Source organism: Streptomyces sp. NPDC111628 (assembly GCF_055635195.1).
Genome location: NZ_JBVKBZ010000006.1, coordinates 172,438 through 188,365, shown reverse-complemented (window position 1 = coordinate 188,365; position 15,928 = coordinate 172,438). Strand labels below are relative to the sequence as shown.

The window sequence follows — 15,928 nt, the reverse complement described above, 5'->3', positions numbered from 1 at the left end:
ACAGTGGTCACTCGAAGTCGTCGTGGCCGTGCCGGCTCGCGCGCCGGGCCTGGACGAGGATCGACACGGCCGCCAGGACGGTGAACCCGGCGCCGGCGGCGACCTCCAGGCCCAGGTCCCCGAGCCAGGGCCGGCCGGCCGTCCCCGCGCGTACGGCGTCCAGGCCGTGCCGGGCCGGCAGGACCTGGCCGACGGCGTCCACCCATCCCACCCTGCCGGGCGGGACGATCGCGCCGCTGCACAGCATGACCAGGTAGACCAGGACGTTCGGGGCCACCACGTCGGCCCGTCTGCCGACCGTCATCGTGGCTCCGGCGAGGCCCAGCACGCTGAGGGTCAGCGCCATCAGCGCGTACACCCAGGCCCAGGGCAGCAGGCGCAGCGCGAAGTCCGTCATGCCGAGCAGCGGCGCCGCGATCGCGCCCTGGACGACGAGCAGGAGCCAGCCCATGACGGGGTAGGGCAGCGCCCGGGCGATCTGGGTGACGGTGGGCGACAGGGCGCCGGTGCGCACCCGCGCGAAGGTGGCGTACTGCTTGTCCAGGACGGGCACGGCGACCACGCCGTTGACGTTGGTGCCGCTCAGGGCCAGGACGAGCGACCCGGCGAAGGCGTACTCGCGGTGTCCGGGGCCCGCGAGGACGCCGGCGAGCGTGGTGAAGAACAGGATCTGCAGGACCCCGCGCGGCAGGGTGGCACCGAGCAGACCGGCCGGTGTCTGGACCGCGCGGTACTCGAGCCAGCCCATGCGGGCCGCCTCGGCCGCCCGCCAGAGCGGCACGGCGCGGGACATGGCGGTGTCAGGCGAGGTCAAGCGTCCCCTCCTTCCGGGACCTGTGGACGGACCGGTGGTAGGCGAGGCCCGCGACGGCGGCGTAGCCGAGCGTCAGCAGCACGGCGACGCCCAGCGGGAGGACCGTGATGCCGCCGGTGGCCCCGTCGACCAGGCAGTCCTTGATCCAGTGCAGGCTGAGCAGTTCGGGTGCCCAGCGCAGCCACACGGGCAGGGCGTCGGTGGGGATGAGCAGCCCGCCCACGGCGAAGACCGGGTACATCAGCGCGTGGGACCACACCAGCCCGTTGCGGGTCACCAGGAAGAGGCAGGACACCAGCACGCCGAGGGCCGTGCCGGAGCACACCAGGACCAGGAGGGACACGGCGATCCACGCGGGGTGCGCCATGCTCAGCGGCAGGCCCAGGACCGCGGCGGTGACGCCGGTGCTGACGAGGATCGCGGCGACGCTGGTGACGGTCGCGCCGAGGCTCTTGCCGAGCAGGACCAGGTAGGGCGACCAGACTCCCGAGACGCAGCGGGCGAGCGTGCCGAAGCTGCGCTCGCGGCGCAGGACTCCGCCGCTCATCCAGACCGTGGAGCCCCACAGCGCGGTCAGCATCACCGCCACGACGAGTTCGGTCGCGTCGTCGGGCCCGGGGCGGCCGGTCTCCACGGCGATGACGAGGAACACGGCAGGGAGCATGCCGGAGTTGACCAGGAGCAGGGGGTTGCGCCGCATGGCGCGCTGTTCCATGCCGAACGCGGTCGCGAACATCCACAGGGCACCGCTCATCGTGCTCCGCCGACCCGGCTGCCTGCGGCCAGGCGCGCGGCGACGTGCGCGTAGACGTCCTCCAGCCGCACCGGCTCGATGCGCACGTCCAGGACGCTGACGTGCGCCAGTGCCTTCTCCAGCAGGCCGAACGAGCCGACGTTCCAGTCCCGCACGTGCAGTCGCAGGGTCCAGGCCCCGTCGGCGGTGTCGACGCCGCCGACGGCGATGTCGGAGGAGGCCAGGGCCACGGCGTCGGGCGGGGCGCCGGTGCCGCGCACGACGACCGTGGCGGTGTAGCCGGCCTGTCGGGCGAACTCGTCGACCGGCAGGTCCGCGGCCAGGGTGCCGTCGGCGAGGATGATCACCCGGCTCGCGAGCCGTTCGATGTCGAGCAGGTGATGGCTCGTGAGCAGGACGGAGACACCGGTGTCGCGCAGTGCGGCGACGGTGCCGCGCAGGCGTTCGGCCTCGACCGGGTCCAGGCCCACGGTCGGTTCGTCGAGCAGCAGCACGCGCGGTTCGGCGATCATGCCGATGGCGATGTGCAGGCGCTGGCGCATGCCCTTGGAGTACGTCTCGACCGCGCGGTCGGCCGCGCCGGCCAGGCCGACCTGCGCCAGGGCGGCGTCCAGCCTGGCGTCCAGGCCGCGTCGGCCGACACCGGCGAGCACGGCGAAGAACCGCAGGTTGTCCCGGGCGCCCAGCTTGGCGTAGAAGCCGCGGTCGCCGCCCAGGACGACGCCGGTCATGCGGCGTACCGCACGCAGGTCGCGGGTGACGTCGTGGCCGAAGAGCCGGGCGGTGCCGGTGGTGGGCAGCAGCAGGGTGGCGAGGATCTTGGTGAGCGTGGTCTTGCCCGCCCCGTTGCTGCCCAGCAGGCCCACGATCTCGCCCGCCCCGACCTGGAAGCTGACGTCGCGCAGGGCCACTATGTCGCGTCCGCGGTCGGTGAAGGTGCGGCCGAGCCGCTCCACGACGATCGCCGGTTCGCTCAACGTCCCGCCTCCGTCGGCCGGTTGTCCGCCGCCTCGGGAGGGAGGGCGGCACGGGCCGCGGCGAGCCGGGCCAGGGGGATCCGCGGCGGCGCGCACGAGACGTGGTCGTAGCCCGCCTCGGCGAAGAACCGCACGGCCGACTCGTCGGCCGCCTGTTCACCGCAGACGCCGAGCGTGATGCCGGGGCGCACCGCGCGGGCGTCGTCGGCGACCCGGCGGGCGAGGAGTCCGACGGCCTCGAGGTCCAGCCGGGCGAAGGGCGACGTGTCGAGGAGGCCCAGGTCCTGGTACGCGGGCAGCAGGTGGTGTTCGGCGTCGTCGCGGGACAGACCCCACACGAGCGCGGTGAGGTCGTTGGTGCCCAGGGACAGGAAGTCCGCCCGGCGGGCGAGGGACCGGGCCAGCAGCGCGGCCCGGGGCGTCTCGATCATGGCGCCCAGCGAGATGCCCGTTCCGGCCGGCGTGGTGCCCAGGCGGGCGCAGACGTCGTCGAGGACGCCGCGGACGAAGTCCAGCTCCCCGGGCGTGCTCACCATGGGGACGAGGAGTTCGGGCCGGGGGTCGTGGCCCGAGCGGCGCAGCGCCTGCGTCGCCTCCGCCAGCGCCTTGATCTGTACGGCCATCAGCGCCGGCAGCAGGATGCCGGTCCGTACGCCGCGGACGCCGAGCATGGGGTTGTGTTCGTGCAGCCGACGGGTGAGGTCGAGCCGGTCCCGGTCGGCGGGCGCACCGGTGGCGGCCGCGGCGAGGGCGGCCTCGGTGAGGTCGGGGAGGAACTCGTGGCGGGGCGGGTCGAGCAGGCGGACGGTGACGGGCAGCCCGTCCATCGCCACCAGGATCTCCGTGATCTCCGCCCGCAGGATGGCGTGGACCGTGGCGAGGCCCTCCGTCAGGTCGGGGCCGGGCCGCGCCGTCAGCACGCGCTGGAGCACCTGGTGGTGTGCGCCGAGGAACATGTGCTCCAGACGGCACAGTCCCACCCCGCTCGCGCCCAGCGCCCGCCCGGCGGCGGCGTCGGCTCCGGTGTCGGCGTTCACCCGCACGGCGAGGGACGGCACGGTGGACGGTACGGGCAGTGCGGACAGCGCGTCGTCCAGCCAGCCGGGAAGCGCCGCCGGGGCGCGCCGCCGGGCGGAGAGCTCCTGGCTGCCGCCTAGGTGGACCAGTCCGGTGTGGCCGTCCACGGTGATCAGGTCGCCGGCCCGGACGGTGTCCCCGCGGGCGGTGCGCAGCACCCGGGCGTCGGCGTCGAGGACGCCGTCGGCGAGGGCGGCGACGGCCGGCAGCCCGAGCCCGCGCGCCACGACCGCGGCGTGGGACGTCTGTCCGCCCCGCTCGGTGACGACGGCCGTGGCGGCCAGCAGGCCGGGAAGGTCCTGCGGTCTGGACTCGGTGAGGACCAGGACCGGCCGTTCTCCGTCGGCCTGCGCGGTGACGGCCTCGGCCGCGCTGAAGACGACGTGGCCGCAGGCGAGGCCGGGGGACACGCCCTGGCCGTGCGCGGCCACGGGCAGTCCGAGGGTCAGGACGCCGGCGGCAGCCGCCCGTTCGACGTCCCGGGGCTCGACCAGCCGCACCGCCTGGTCGGGGGTCAGCCGGCCGCTTGCGCGGCGGTCGGCGACGACGCGCAGGAGGGCGGCGCCGTGCAGGACGGCGCGGGTGGTCCTGACGACGGTGAGGCTGCCGCGTTCGACGACGAACTCCACTCTCACCGGCCATTCGAGTGCGGTCTCGGCGGCATCGACCGCCGCCCGCAGGTGCGGGCCCCAGGGCCGGGTGCCGACGAGTCCGGCGAGATCCGTCCCGCCCTCGGTCAGCAGCCGGGCCGCCGGTGCACCGGCGAGGAAGGAACCGGTCAGGCCGGGCCGGCCGGTGGCGGGATCGCAGGAGTGCGCGAGCCCGCTGCCTCCGTCGGGGCCGCACCACAGCGGCTGCCGGGCGAGCGCGAACCGGGACGAGCTCGGCTGATCACCCGTCAACGCCCGTACCAGGGCGATGACTTGCGCGACGGGGTCGTCCGGCAGCGGGATGCCGGGGCGCGCGGCGGCCAGCGCCGCCTCCAGGTCGGCCCTGCGCCGTGCGGCGAAGTCGTCGCCGGCGAGCCCTGCCAGCCATCGCCGGCCGGCAGGGCTCATCCCGACGAACGACAGGCAGCCGCCCTTCAGACAGGGCAGCCAGACGGTCAGGAATAGGGGGTGCTCCGCACTGCCGAGGCGACGGTCGGGATCGAGTTCCGCGATCGCCTCGCGGAGGGCGTCGTCGGCGGCATCGACCGGCAGCCACCGCACTGAAGCAGCGGGGAGGCCGTCCGGCGGATGATGCGTGACCACGTACCGAATCTCCGGACCCTAACGGTTCACGAACTCCGGGCGGACACCGAGCAGGTACACCCGGTCATCCAGGTCAGCGGCTTCCTCCGGGCTGATCGGAGAGAATTCCAGCTCGGCCAGGTCGGCCAGTTCCTCGGTTTTCTCGTTTGATGTGTCCATGAGATGAAGCTAACCGCAAGCCACTCTTGCCACAAGGTGAACTCTGGGGACGTGCAGTCAAGTTGACGCGATGTCGCTCCCGCGGAACGCCGGGCTCCCACGGAAACGCACTGCTCGGCCTGGGCCCTTCAGAACCACCGCGGAGGACGTTTTTGGCCACTGGCCGAAGGCGCCCCGCGTATCCCTCGGGCTATGCTCACCTGGGTGCGGATTATCAAATACGTCCATTCCTGCGTCCGCCTGGAGCACGAGGGCGGCACACTGGTCGTCGATCCCGGTGTGTGGAGCGAGCCCGAGGCGCTCGCCGGCGCGGACGCGGTCCTGGTCACGCATGAACACAACGACCATGTCGACCTGTTGCGGCTGAAGGGCCTGGACGTGCCCGTCTACGCCCCCAGGTCGGCGCGACTCCCGGGACTGGACTTCAACGGTGTCGTCGCCGGCGAGGAATTCACCGCGGCCGGATTCCGGGTGACCCCCCGGGGCGGGCGGCACGCGCGCATCTACGGCGATCGCCCGGACTGCGCGCACCTGGGCTATCTCGTGGACGACCGCCTCTACCACCCCGGGGACTCCCTCCATCTGCCCGACCGGCCGGTGGAGACCCTGCTGGTCCCCCTTCAGGGGTCGTGGATGAAGACGGACGAGGCCATCGACTTCGTCCGCGCCGCCGACCCGGAACGGGCCTTCGGCATCCACGACGGCCAGGTCAACGAGCGCGGCCTGAGCAGCCTGAACGGCTGGCTCACCGACGAGTGCGGCGGTCGCTACCGCTGGCTCGCGCCGGGAGTGTCCGCATGACGCCCGAGCCGTCCGGCCCCGTCCTCCACACCGTCGACCGTCCGCACCGGCCGGGCCGGCTGAGCACCATGGCGCGGCCGCGCGGCGGCGCGCACCTGGCCGCCGACATGGCGGCCCTGCGCGACGCCGGCGTCGACGTGGTCGTCTGCGCCCTCCCCGAGGCGGAGCGCACCGAACTGGGACTCGCCGACGAGCCCCGCCTCGCCGAGGCCGCCGGACTGCGGTTCGTCGCCCTGCCCGTCCCCGACTTCACGGTCCCGTCCGTGCCCGCGGTGCTGCCGCCGCTGCGGGAGCTGACCGAGGGGCTGCGGACGGGCGCCCATGTCGTCGCACACTGCCGCTGCGGCATCGGCCGATCCTCCGTGATCGCGGTCTGCCTGATGATGCTGGAGGGCTCGGCACCGGAGACCGCCTGGGCCGCCGTGCGACGCGCTCGGCGCGCGAAGGTGCCGGACACCGAGGAACAGCACGCCTGGACACTGGAGTTCTCCCGCCGGATCTCCCCGCGGGGCCAGGACGGCGGCCCTACTGCCGGTCGGTGAACTTCGGGTCCTCGGCCTGGTTGTAGATCTCCCGGCCCGACGCGTCGTAGGCATGGACGTAGGGGCTCGGGCCCGTGTAGCGCGGGCCGGGCGGCGTGTCCGGGGAGAGCGCGGCCCCGTAGACGAACGCGCCGTCGGCCATGCGGGCCGGGTACTGCTTCGGGTCCTCCCCGTAGCTGACGGTGATCCTGGCGACGTCGGACGAGTAGTGTCCGGCGCCCAGGCTGAGGTACTTCCCCTCCCCGGCGGGCACGAGCATGGAGTCGAAGTACTCGACGATGCGGCCGGTGCCCCACAGGCGGTCGTTGATGAAGGTGGGCGGGGAGTCCTGGCTGGTGCCCTTGTCGCCCTTCGACTGGCACTGCACGTACTGGCCGGCGGAGTCGACGGCGACGACCACGCCGTCCCAGTCCTCGGTGGCGAGGGGCGTACGGACCGCGACGACGGCGTGGTACCGCGACGCGTCCGCCCCGAGGCAGGAGGAGAGGATCCGGGTGGCGGTCCCGGCGTCGATCGGGGTCGTGGTCGCGTCGGTGACGGTGAAGCCGGCCTCGGGCGAGGTCCCGCCGGGCGAGGACGATGCGCTCGGACTCGGTGCCGGAGTGGAGTTGGCCGGGCCTGCGCCGCCGTGCGAGGGGTCGGCGGTACTCGGTCCGGCGCTCCCCGATCCGCCGAGGACGACCACGGCCGCGACGCTCACCGCCGTCACCCCGGTGGCGACGCCGAGCGGCACGCCCCACCCGAGTCCCCATCTCCGCCGCGACGAGGCCCCGTTGTTCTCTGGACCGATCTTCATCAGTAGTTCCTCTCGGGTCCGCCGGTGGTCCGGCAGATCACGATCGGAAGGAGCCGCGGGAACGCCCTGCGGGTCGTTCATCGTGCGACCTCCTTCTCGTTGACGGGATTACTGGAACTGAACGGCGGCGGGGCCGCGGCTCCGCCGAGGTCGGCACCCAGCCTGCGCCGCGCCCGGTGCAGTCGGGACTTCACGGTTCCCACCGCCACCTTCAGCACCGCCGCGGCCGCCTGCTGGTCGAGGCCCGACCAGACACAGAGTTCGACGACCTCGCGTTCGTGCCGCGGCAGCCGGGACAGCGCCCGGTGGATCTCCGACATGCGGCGCTCGTCGTCGACCAGCCCGGCGACGCGGTCCGCGTGGTCGCCCACCGACTCCTCGTGCGAGACGAGCCGGTGCAGCAACGCCTCGGCCCGTCTCAGCCGCCGCCTGGTGTTCGACAGCTGGCCGTTGGCGATGCCCAGCAGCCACGGCAGCGCCGAGTCGCGGTCGAGCACCGTCTCCGACCGCCGTCGCCAGGCGTGCAGGAACACCGTGGACGTGAGGTCCTCGGCCTCGGACCAGTCGGCCGTCCGCCGGAACAGATGGTTGTAGACGGCCTTCCCGTGACGGTCGAAGATCCGGCCGAAGGCCTCGCGATCGCCGTCGACGGCCCTCGCCCACAGCTCCCGGTCGGACACCCGGCCGACCGGTACGGCAGGACCGGCGTCGTTCAGTTCCATACCCTGTCCATGTCCGGCAGCCGGCCGAAGGTTCCCGCCGCAATCACCCGGGCGGACGCACTTCGGCACGGGTACGGCCAGCCTCCCTGCGGCACTTCAACCGGATCGGATGATCGAGGACGCCCGTCTGTCGCCGCATGCGGCATTCCCCCCACCGAACACACCGCAACGAACACACCGCCCGATCGCACCACCCGAACCCACCGCCCGAACCCACCGCCCGAACCCACCGCCCGAACCCACCGCCGCTGGAGGTTGCGCGCATGTTCCGTCCGTCGCGTGCGGCACCGGCCCCTGTGAAGGGCGGTGCGGACCTGGAGGACGGCACCTCGATCCGCACGCCCCCCACGCGTATCGTCGCACTGGTCACGGTCGCGGCGACGGTGGTGACGGTCATCCTCGGTGCGGTGACCGAGACCGCCGTGCTCCTGATCGGGCTGCTCGTGTTCCTCCCCGCGTTCGCCTCCGCGCTGTGCACCCCGCGCCAGACCACGTTCGTCTCCGCCTGGGTGAGCATCGTCGTCATCGTGCCCGTGGCCCTGTCCACGGAGCAGCTCGCCGACCGGGTGACCCTGGCCCTGTTCGCCCTCGGCTTCGGCGCGCTGGCCGTCTACGGATCCTGGCTGCGCATCACGCGCGAGGCAACGCTGGTGCGTCTGCGGTCGACCGCCGCCGCGATGCAGCGGCAGATCCTGCGTCCGCTGCCGCTGCTCACCGACGACGTACTCGTGGACGGCGTGTACGAGCCGGTGCAGCAGGACAAACTCGTCGGCGGCGACATCTACGACGTGGCGGCCACCCCCTGGGGCACCCGGGTACTGATCGGCGACGTCCAGGGCAAGGGACTCCCCGCCATCGGCATGGCCATCGACGTGGTCGGTGCCTTCCGTGAGGCCGCCCACCGCGAACCGACGGTCACCGCGCTCGTGGACTCGCTGGAGGCCGCGGTGGTCCGGCACAACGGCTACGCGGAACAGCGCGGTGAGCCGGACCGGTTCGTCACCGCCGTCGTCCTGGCGGTGGACACCGGCACCGAGACCCAGCTCGTCACGTGCGGCCACATCCCGCCCTACCTGCTGCACGACGGGACCGTCACCGCGGTGGGCGGCGGGACGGAGCATGCGCCGCTCGGCCTGGCAGACCTCGTCGACGAGCCGCGCACGGTGTCCTGGTTCCCCTTTCCCGCCGGGGCGACGCTGCTGCTGTGCACCGACGGTCTCACCGAGGCCCGCTCCCCCGCCGGCACCTTCTACCCGCTGGAGACACGCCTCGCCGGCCACGTCGACATCACCGCGGGCCGGCTCACCCACGCACTCGTCGACGATGTCCACGCCTACACCGAGGGCCCGCAGCAGGACGACTTGGCGGTACTCGCCGTACGCCGCTCACCGCACCGTACGGCGTCACCGTCCATCGGGAAGGTCAGCGCTGGAGGGTGAGGACACCCGGCCGCCACGGCAGCGAGTTGTAGTCCCCGCCCGCGTTCGGGGACTTGCCCTGGTAGAGGAACTGCAGGTTGCACGGGTCGATGGTCATGGTCTGGTCGGGGTTGTCGCGGACCAGGTCACCGTGGCTGATGTCGTTGGTCCAGGTGGCCCCGCTGTTGGCCTTGCCCGCGAAGGGGTTGCTCTCACTGGCGGCCTGCGGGGTCCACGACCCGTTCAGGCTGGAGGCCGTGAAGGAACGGAAGTAGCGCCCGTTCGCCCCCATCGCCTCGACGATCATGAGGTACTGGTTCTGACCCTGGACCTTGTAGACCTGTACGCCCTCGAACAGGTTGGCCTTGGTGTCGCTCATGATCGTCGTGTACGAGGAACCGAAGTTGCCCGGGAAGTTCCCGATCGGCATGCTCGCCCGGTAGATCTTGCCGTTGTCACCGGCGAAGAACAGGTACATGTTCTGGCCGTCGGCGATCAGGGTCTGGTCGATCGGGCCGGTGTCGGAGCCGGAGATGCTCCCGGTGAACAGCGGCTGCGGAGCGGACCAGCCGTTGGGGTCGGTGGGGTCGCTGGACGTGCGGTAGATGAAGGGCCAGGAACCCCACTGGTACGCCAGCACCCAGATGTTCCTGGGCGCGAAGTAGAACAGCGTGGGCGCCACCGCGGCCTGGCTCATCGCGTTCTGACCGGCCGCCGCCATGTCCGACCAGTTGGTGAAGGGGCTGAACACCATCGAGCCGTACGACGACCCCGACGAGGTCGACCCGTAGACCAGGTGCCTGCCGTTGTGCGTCACCGTGGTGAAGTCCTTCAGCGCGACCCACCCGCTCTTCGGCTGCGCCAGGACTCCGGTCGAGGACCACCGGTACGTCGACGGGAGAGCACACGTGCCGTCCGTCGGCGGCGTACCGGTCAGACCGGTCCACTTCTGGTTGCCGCCGCCGTTGCACGTCCAGAGCTGCACCGCCGTGCCGTTGGCCGTGCCGGCGCCCGCGGCCTCCAGGCACAGCCCGGACTCCACGCCGACGACCGTGCCGTCGGAATTCACCCGCCACTGCTGGTTCGCGCCGCCGGAGCAGTTCCAGATCTGCACCTGGGTACCGGCCGTGGTGGCGTGGCCCGGAACGTCCAGGCACTTGTCGCCGTAGACGGTCAGCTGATCGTCGTCGGTCAGCGTCCACTGCTGGTTGGTCCCGCCCCAGCAGTCGTAGATCTGCAGGTGCGCACCGTTGGCCTGGTCGGCGCCCAGCACGTCGAGACACCGCTGGGAACCGACACCGCGCAAGGCGCCACTGGTGGCCGCCTGAGCCGGGGCGGTGGTGACGAGCAGCGCCGCCAAGGCGGCCAGGGCCGCGACCACGGCGGCGAGCACCGCAGACGGCTGCCTGCGACTCAAACTTCCTCTGTGCATGGGGACTTCCTCCATTCAGAGCCCAGCTTGTTCGAGAAGTCGAACAAGGGTCGAAGTGTCGAGCGCCCTGAATGATAGGGAGCCGGCGAACGGCGTCAATACCCTTCGCACGTGTCGCCATCGACGTCGAAACATTTCCGGGCGCCCCAACCACGGAGACCTGGCGGAATTCAATCCCTCCCGAGGTCGCCGCCCACCCGCCCGGACCGATCAACGATCTCGAAAGTTTCGACCAAGAAACTGAAACTTTTCCCATCCGGGGCGTTGACGATGCATCGTCAACCCCTCAATGATTCCTGTCTGAGAAACCGGCCACGTCTCGATATTTCGAACAGGCCGGGCGGCGGCTTCCCGTGATGTCAACCTTGGAGGCACAGTCATGGGCTCGTATGCCCTTCCCAGATCCACTGTCCGTCACAAGATCCACGGCCTGCTGCTGGCGCTGGTCGTCGGCGTCCTCGGCACGGCCACCGCGCTGGTCGCGCCGCCGACCGCACACGCCGCCGAGAGCACGCTCGGCGCCGCGGCGGCGCAGAGCGGTCGCTACTTCGGCACCGCCATCGCCTCGGGCAGGCTGGGCGACTCGACGTACACGTCGATCGCGGGCCGTGAGTTCAACATGGTGACGGCCGAGAACGAGATGAAGATCGACGCCACCGAACCGCAGCGCGGCCAGTTCAACTTCAGCTCCGCCGACCGCGTCTACAACTGGGCGGTGCAGAACGGCAAACAGGTGCGCGGCCACACCCTGGCCTGGCACTCCCAGCAGCCCGGCTGGATGCAGAGCCTCAGCGGCAGCGCACTGCGCCAGGCGATGATCGACCACATCAACGGCGTGATGGCCCACTACAAGGGCAAGATCGTCCAGTGGGACGTCGTGAACGAGGCCTTCGCCGACGGCAGTTCGGGAGCCCGGCGGGACTCCAACCTGCAACGCACCGGAAACGACTGGATCGAGGTCGCCTTCCGCACTGCGCGTGCCGCCGACCCGTCCGCCAAGCTCTGCTACAACGACTACAACGTCGAGAACTGGACCTGGGCCAAGACCCAGGCCATGTACAACATGGTGCGGGACTTCAAGTCGCGCGGCGTGCCGATCGACTGCGTCGGTTTCCAGTCGCACTTCAACAGCGGCAGCCCCTACAACAGCAATTTCCGCACCACCCTGCAGAACTTCGCCGCCCTCGGCGTCGACGTGGCCATCACCGAACTGGACATCCAGGGCGCCCCGGCCTCGACCTACGCCAACGTGACCAACGACTGCCTGGCCGTCTCGCGCTGCCTCGGCATCACCGTCTGGGGTGTGCGCGACAGCGACTCCTGGCGATCGGAGCAGACGCCGTTGCTGTTCAACAACGACGGCAGCAAGAAGGCCGCGTACACCGCCGTCCTCGACGCACTCAACGGTGGCGACTCCTCGGAGCCCCCTGCGGACGGCGGACAGATCAAGGGCGTCGGTTCGAGCCGCTGCCTCGACGTGCCCGACGCCAGCACCTCCGACGGCACCCAGCTCCAGCTCTGGGACTGCCACAGCGGCACCAACCAGCAGTGGGCGTACACCGACGCCGGCGAGCTCCGGGTCTACGGCGACAAGTGCCTGGACGCCGCAGGCACCGGCAACGGCACCAAGGTCCAGATCTACGGCTGCTGGGGCGGCGACAACCAGAAGTGGCGCCTCGGCTCCGACGGATCCATCGTCGGCGTCCAGTCCGGCCTCTGCCTCGACGCCGTCGGAAGCGGCACCGCCAACGGCACCCAGATCCAGCTCTACTCCTGCTCGAACGGCAGCAACCAACGCTGGACCCGCACCTGACCGGACAGTACTGACGGTCGCGAGGGTCACCGCCGTGCGGGCGGCGACCCTCGCGACCGGTCTGCTCACCGCCAACTCCTCCCCCGAGTGGTGGAGCTGACACCCCGCCTGCTGGACGGCTCGTCATTCGTAGCGCAGGCGCAACGACTCCCGTTCGGCCTCCTCGATCTGGTCCAGGGTCAGGCCGGGCAGGTTCAGCTGCGCCAGGGTCACCTCGGCGCTGGTCGGCTGGGCGTCGGCGGACGGCCACCGTTCCGGTCGCCAGGCGTCCGCGCGCATCAGTGACTTCGGGCAGTGCGGATAGACCTGCTCGACCTGCACCACCAGCGCGGTGGCCGGCGGCTTTCCGACGGGAGTGAGGCGGGCGAGCAGCTCCGGGCGTGCCGAAACACAGGCGCGTCCGTTGATCCGCAGCGTGGTCGGGCGGCCGGGGACGAGGACGAGCAGCCCCAGGCGTCCGGTCTCCAGCACGTTGTGCAGGGTGTCGAGCCGTTTGTTGCCGGTCGCGTCGGGGATCACCAGGGTCTGCTCGTCCAGCACCGAGACGAACCCGGCCGGGCCGCCACGTGGCGTCACGTCCGCCCGGCCCTCGCGGTCCGCGCTGCCGATGAACACCAGTGAGGAACAGCCGATCAGCGCCCGGGTCTCCTCGGTCAGGCGGTCGGTCTCCTTGCGCAGCGAGTTCGGGTTCGGCTGCGGGTAGAGCTCGCGCAGCTGGTCCGGGCTGGTGAGGGCGTCCGCCTGGAGCAAGTCGAAAAGCGAGCCGGCAACGGCACCGGCTATCAGGTCGTGGATCAGGTACTCCCCTGGTCCGCGGTTCTCCTTGAGGCGGGTGAGATCGCCGGGGCCGAACCAGTCGTAGGCGGAGTGCTTGGACCATTCCAGCCTCGGGTGGTCCAGGTCGCCCTCCACCTCGACCAGGTAGTCGGCCTCGTGACGCAGGCCGCCGTCGTCGTCCCCCGTCCAGGTCGTGGTGCCCAGGAACCGCCGCACGCGGGTCAGGCGCCAGCCGGTCTCCTCCTCGACTTCACGTGCGAGTGCCTCCAGAAGCGTTTCGCCCTCCTCGACATGACCGCCCACGATGTCCCAGGCCCCGGGGAACAGGCGACGGTCCCGGCTCCGCTTCTGGGCAAAGGCACGACCTTCCCGATTGAGGATGACAGCGCCGACGGTCCAGACCTCGTCCGCACCGGGGCTGGGCATCTCAACATCATCGTTGACCGTGAACGACCGTTCGCGAGCGACCATGACCGATAGCGTAGAGCCGCGGCACACGGCACCGCCCGATCCACGAACCGGCGTCTGGGGAACGTCACCATGAGATGGGACAACCACCGCGTCGTCATCACGGCCGCCGGCCGGGACTTCGGACGAACCCTGACCATCCGCCTCGCGGACACCAGCGGGTGCACGCCTTCGCCTGCGACCTGACGGATCCCGCCTCGATCCGCGACTTCGCCTCCGGCGTCGCGGAACACACCGACCACGTCGACGTACTCGTCAACAACGGCTCCCGCTACCTCACGGGGCCGGACCTGCTGTCGGCAACCGACGCCGACGTCGTGGACACCATCGCCTCGGCAGCCACTGGCACGGTCCTGACCACGAGGTGCTTCCTCCCCTTCCTGCTCAACTCGGACACACCCGACGTCGTGACGATGGTCTCCGCATGCGGAACACCGGGCCGCCACCGCTCGGACGCACACGACGCCTTCTACGCAGTCACGGTTCTCCTCCTGCGTCGGCCACCACGCCCCCCTCGGCCGGCACCTCACCGAGGCCACCGGCACACCGAGCCTCGGCGTGTACCTCCAGCCCACCGCGCCGACCGGCGACTTCCCACCCGTCGTGACCGGTTCCCGTTCACTGGGCCCGCTCGCCAACCGGGCAACCGGACGTTTCGCCCTGCGCATGGCCGACCGGTCTACACACAGGCCGCCGCCCGACTGCGCCACCGCCTCGCCCTCCCTCCGGCCTCCCCCTCCGAGGTGCGCCGACGCCAGGAACAGGCGAAATGGCCCATCCTGCACGGCTTCAGCACGGTCCTGGTGCCCCGCCCCTCCGACTGGCACCCCGGCTTGGACGTCGTGGGCAACTGGTGGCCCCGTCACGACCCGGCCGACCGGCTGGCCGCCGCCCTCGAGGACTTCCTGGCCGCCGGACCCCGGCCCGTCCTCGTCGGCTTCGGCAGCATGGCCTCCGGCCACGGGGAACGGCTGAGCACCGCTCGCGGTGCACGCCCTGCGCCGCGCCGGGCTGCGCGGCATCCTCCAGGCCGGCAGCGCTGGACTCGCCGCCGACGGGGACGACGTACTCACTGTCGGGGACGTACCACACGCTCCTGTTCCTACGCCTGGCCGCGGTGGTCCATCACGGCGGGGCCGGCACCTCCGCCGCCGCACTGCGCGCCGGAGTACCCGCCGTCACCATCCCCACCAGGCGGTGAAACACCAGTCACACAGCCGAGCCGCCGCAAGGGTGGCACAACACATGGCAACCGAGAACGGAGCCCGGGAGACACTCAAGACCATCCATCAACTGACCGACACCTGAGACCGAGCCGCCTCGCACCCGCTGGGACACGTCATCCGCCCGCGGCAGGCTCGGCCTCCCAACGCAGCAGGTCGCCCGGCTGGCAGTCGAGCACCTCGCAGAGCGCGGCGAGCGTCGCGAAGCGCACCGCCTTGGCGCGGCCGTTCTTGAGTACCGCCAGATTGGCGGGCGTGATTCCCACGCAGTTCGCGAGGTCGCCCACGGACATCTTCCGCTTGGCCAGCATCACGTCGATGTCGACGACGATGGGCATCAGATCACCTCGGCCAACTCGGCCTGCATCCGTGCGGCTTCCACGTCGCGCGCGACGGCCTGGGCGAGCAGCGTCCGCAGCACGAGCACGATGAGCGCGACCCCCAGGATGGCCATACCCACCCCGCCCATGATCACGGTGACGCCCGGGTCGTCCCGCTGACCCGGCGCGTTGAGGACCGTGACCGCCAACCACAACAGGGCGGCCGCCACGATCGCGCCGATCACACCATCCACGTACCGGAAGGCGGCGTGGGAGAACACGGTTCCGCGCCGCACCATCGTCACCAGCCGCCACACACAGACCACAGCGACCTGGACCGACACCATGCCCAGGACCGTGATCACGCGCAGCGGGGTCAGCGGGAGCGACCCGTCCTCCGGGTCGCTCCCGCTGACCAACACCCACACCATCCCTGCCTGCACGAAGACGGTGCCGACGAGCGTCACCCCGAGCACGGCACGAAGCGCACGCACTGTCAGCTTTCCCATGACCCACCATTCCATCGAGATGCGATGTGAATCTATCGAGTTTCGATAGCTAGAGCAAGGACTGAGACAGGGA

15 protein-coding genes and 3 pseudogenes are annotated in these 15,928 nt (G+C 71.2%); 6 read left to right on the top strand and 12 right to left on the bottom strand.

Features of this window, described 5'->3' with window-relative positions; genetic code table 11:
• Positions 1-7: 7 nt before the first annotated feature.
• From ACZ7MF_RS30335 to ACZ7MF_RS30315, 5 genes are read right to left on the bottom strand one after another with little or no spacing between them, the layout of a single operon-like run.
• A complete protein-coding gene (locus ACZ7MF_RS30335; RefSeq protein ID WP_471481468.1) occupies positions 8-814 on the bottom strand; it encodes an ABC transporter permease in 807 nt (268 codons plus the stop codon).
• Positions 801-1,568, bottom strand: coding sequence for an ABC transporter permease (locus ACZ7MF_RS30330; RefSeq protein ID WP_471481467.1), 768 nt, complete (start codon positions 1,566-1,568; stop codon positions 801-803). The genes ACZ7MF_RS30335 and ACZ7MF_RS30330 overlap by 14 nt, the downstream gene beginning before the upstream one ends.
• A complete protein-coding gene (locus ACZ7MF_RS30325) occupies positions 1,565-2,545 on the bottom strand; it encodes an ABC transporter ATP-binding protein (RefSeq protein ID WP_471481466.1) in 981 nt (326 codons plus the stop codon). Before ACZ7MF_RS30325 ends, ACZ7MF_RS30330 begins: the two co-directional genes overlap by 4 nt.
• Complete coding sequence (locus ACZ7MF_RS30320) at positions 2,542-4,875, bottom strand: putative PEP-binding protein (RefSeq protein ID WP_471481465.1); 2,334 nt, start codon at positions 4,873-4,875, stop codon at positions 2,542-2,544. Before ACZ7MF_RS30320 ends, ACZ7MF_RS30325 begins: the two co-directional genes overlap by 4 nt.
• Before the next feature lie 18 nt (positions 4,876-4,893).
• The gene (locus ACZ7MF_RS30315) at positions 4,894-5,034 is read right to left on the bottom strand and encodes a hypothetical protein (protein ID WP_356857305.1); all 141 of its coding nucleotides are present in this window, start codon (positions 5,032-5,034) and stop codon (positions 4,894-4,896) included.
• A gap of 192 nt (positions 5,035-5,226) precedes the next feature.
• Here ACZ7MF_RS30315 and ACZ7MF_RS30310 point away from each other — a divergent pair, with 192 nt between their 5' ends.
• Together ACZ7MF_RS30310 and ACZ7MF_RS30305 are read left to right on the top strand one after the other, a co-directional pair.
• Positions 5,227-5,835 carry an MBL fold metallo-hydrolase gene (locus tag ACZ7MF_RS30310; RefSeq protein WP_471481462.1) on the top strand — a complete coding sequence of 203 codons (609 nt, stop codon included), beginning with the start codon at positions 5,227-5,229 and terminating at the stop codon, positions 5,833-5,835.
• Positions 5,832-6,377, top strand: a complete 546-nt coding sequence (locus ACZ7MF_RS30305; protein ID WP_471481461.1) for a phosphatase domain-containing putative toxin — start codon at positions 5,832-5,834, stop codon at positions 6,375-6,377. The genes ACZ7MF_RS30310 and ACZ7MF_RS30305 overlap by 4 nt, the downstream gene beginning before the upstream one ends.
• Here the strand turns inward: ACZ7MF_RS30305 and ACZ7MF_RS30300 are convergent.
• Both ACZ7MF_RS30300 and ACZ7MF_RS30295 read right to left on the bottom strand, forming a co-directional pair.
• Entirely contained in the window at positions 6,361-7,173 is an 813-nt protein-coding gene (locus ACZ7MF_RS30300; RefSeq protein WP_471481459.1) for a hypothetical protein, read from the bottom strand. The two genes, ACZ7MF_RS30305 and ACZ7MF_RS30300, sit on opposite strands and share 17 nt — an antisense overlap.
• A gap of 77 nt (positions 7,174-7,250) precedes the next feature.
• Positions 7,251-7,895, bottom strand: a complete 645-nt coding sequence (locus ACZ7MF_RS30295) for an RNA polymerase sigma factor (RefSeq protein WP_471481457.1) — start codon at positions 7,893-7,895, stop codon at positions 7,251-7,253.
• A 263-nt stretch (positions 7,896-8,158) separates the two neighbouring features.
• On the opposite strand from ACZ7MF_RS30295, the gene ACZ7MF_RS30290 reads away from it, so the two are divergent.
• Entirely contained in the window at positions 8,159-9,334 is a 1,176-nt protein-coding gene (locus ACZ7MF_RS30290) for a PP2C family protein-serine/threonine phosphatase (protein WP_471481455.1), read from the top strand.
• Here the strand turns inward: ACZ7MF_RS30290 and ACZ7MF_RS30285 are convergent.
• A complete protein-coding gene (locus ACZ7MF_RS30285; protein ID WP_471481453.1) occupies positions 9,318-10,745 on the bottom strand; it encodes a non-reducing end alpha-L-arabinofuranosidase family hydrolase in 1,428 nt (475 codons plus the stop codon). The two genes, ACZ7MF_RS30290 and ACZ7MF_RS30285, sit on opposite strands and share 17 nt — an antisense overlap.
• Before the next feature lie 379 nt (positions 10,746-11,124).
• On the opposite strand from ACZ7MF_RS30285, the gene ACZ7MF_RS30280 reads away from it, so the two are divergent.
• The gene (locus ACZ7MF_RS30280) at positions 11,125-12,558 is read left to right on the top strand and encodes an endo-1,4-beta-xylanase (protein ID WP_471481451.1); all 1,434 of its coding nucleotides are present in this window, start codon (positions 11,125-11,127) and stop codon (positions 12,556-12,558) included.
• A gap of 123 nt (positions 12,559-12,681) precedes the next feature.
• Here the strand turns inward: ACZ7MF_RS30280 and ACZ7MF_RS30275 are convergent, their stop codons facing one another.
• Positions 12,682-13,341 (bottom strand): MSMEG_1061 family FMN-dependent PPOX-type flavoprotein, encoded by a 660-nt coding sequence (locus ACZ7MF_RS30275; protein WP_471481853.1) that lies wholly within the window; start codon positions 13,339-13,341, stop codon positions 12,682-12,684.
• A gap of 42 nt (positions 13,342-13,383) precedes the next feature.
• Positions 13,384-13,761: pseudogene (locus tag ACZ7MF_RS30270) on the bottom strand (NUDIX hydrolase); the annotation flags it as partial.
• A gap of 114 nt (positions 13,762-13,875) precedes the next feature.
• Here ACZ7MF_RS30270 and ACZ7MF_RS30265 point away from each other — a divergent pair.
• Positions 13,876-14,279: pseudogene (locus tag ACZ7MF_RS30265) on the top strand (SDR family NAD(P)-dependent oxidoreductase); the annotation flags it as partial.
• A gap of 31 nt (positions 14,280-14,310) precedes the next feature.
• Positions 14,311-15,111 (top strand): annotated as a pseudogene (locus ACZ7MF_RS30260) (glycosyltransferase); the annotation flags it as partial.
• Between the two features lie 31 nt (positions 15,112-15,142).
• Here ACZ7MF_RS30260 and ACZ7MF_RS30255 read toward each other — a convergent pair.
• On the bottom strand, positions 15,143-15,364 hold the full coding sequence (locus ACZ7MF_RS30255) for a helix-turn-helix domain-containing protein (protein WP_471481449.1): 222 nt from the start codon (positions 15,362-15,364) through the stop codon (positions 15,143-15,145).
• A complete protein-coding gene (locus ACZ7MF_RS30250) occupies positions 15,364-15,855 on the bottom strand; it encodes a DUF2975 domain-containing protein (RefSeq protein WP_471481447.1) in 492 nt (163 codons plus the stop codon). The genes ACZ7MF_RS30255 and ACZ7MF_RS30250 overlap by 1 nt, the downstream gene beginning before the upstream one ends.
• Positions 15,856-15,928 lie beyond the last annotated feature (73 nt).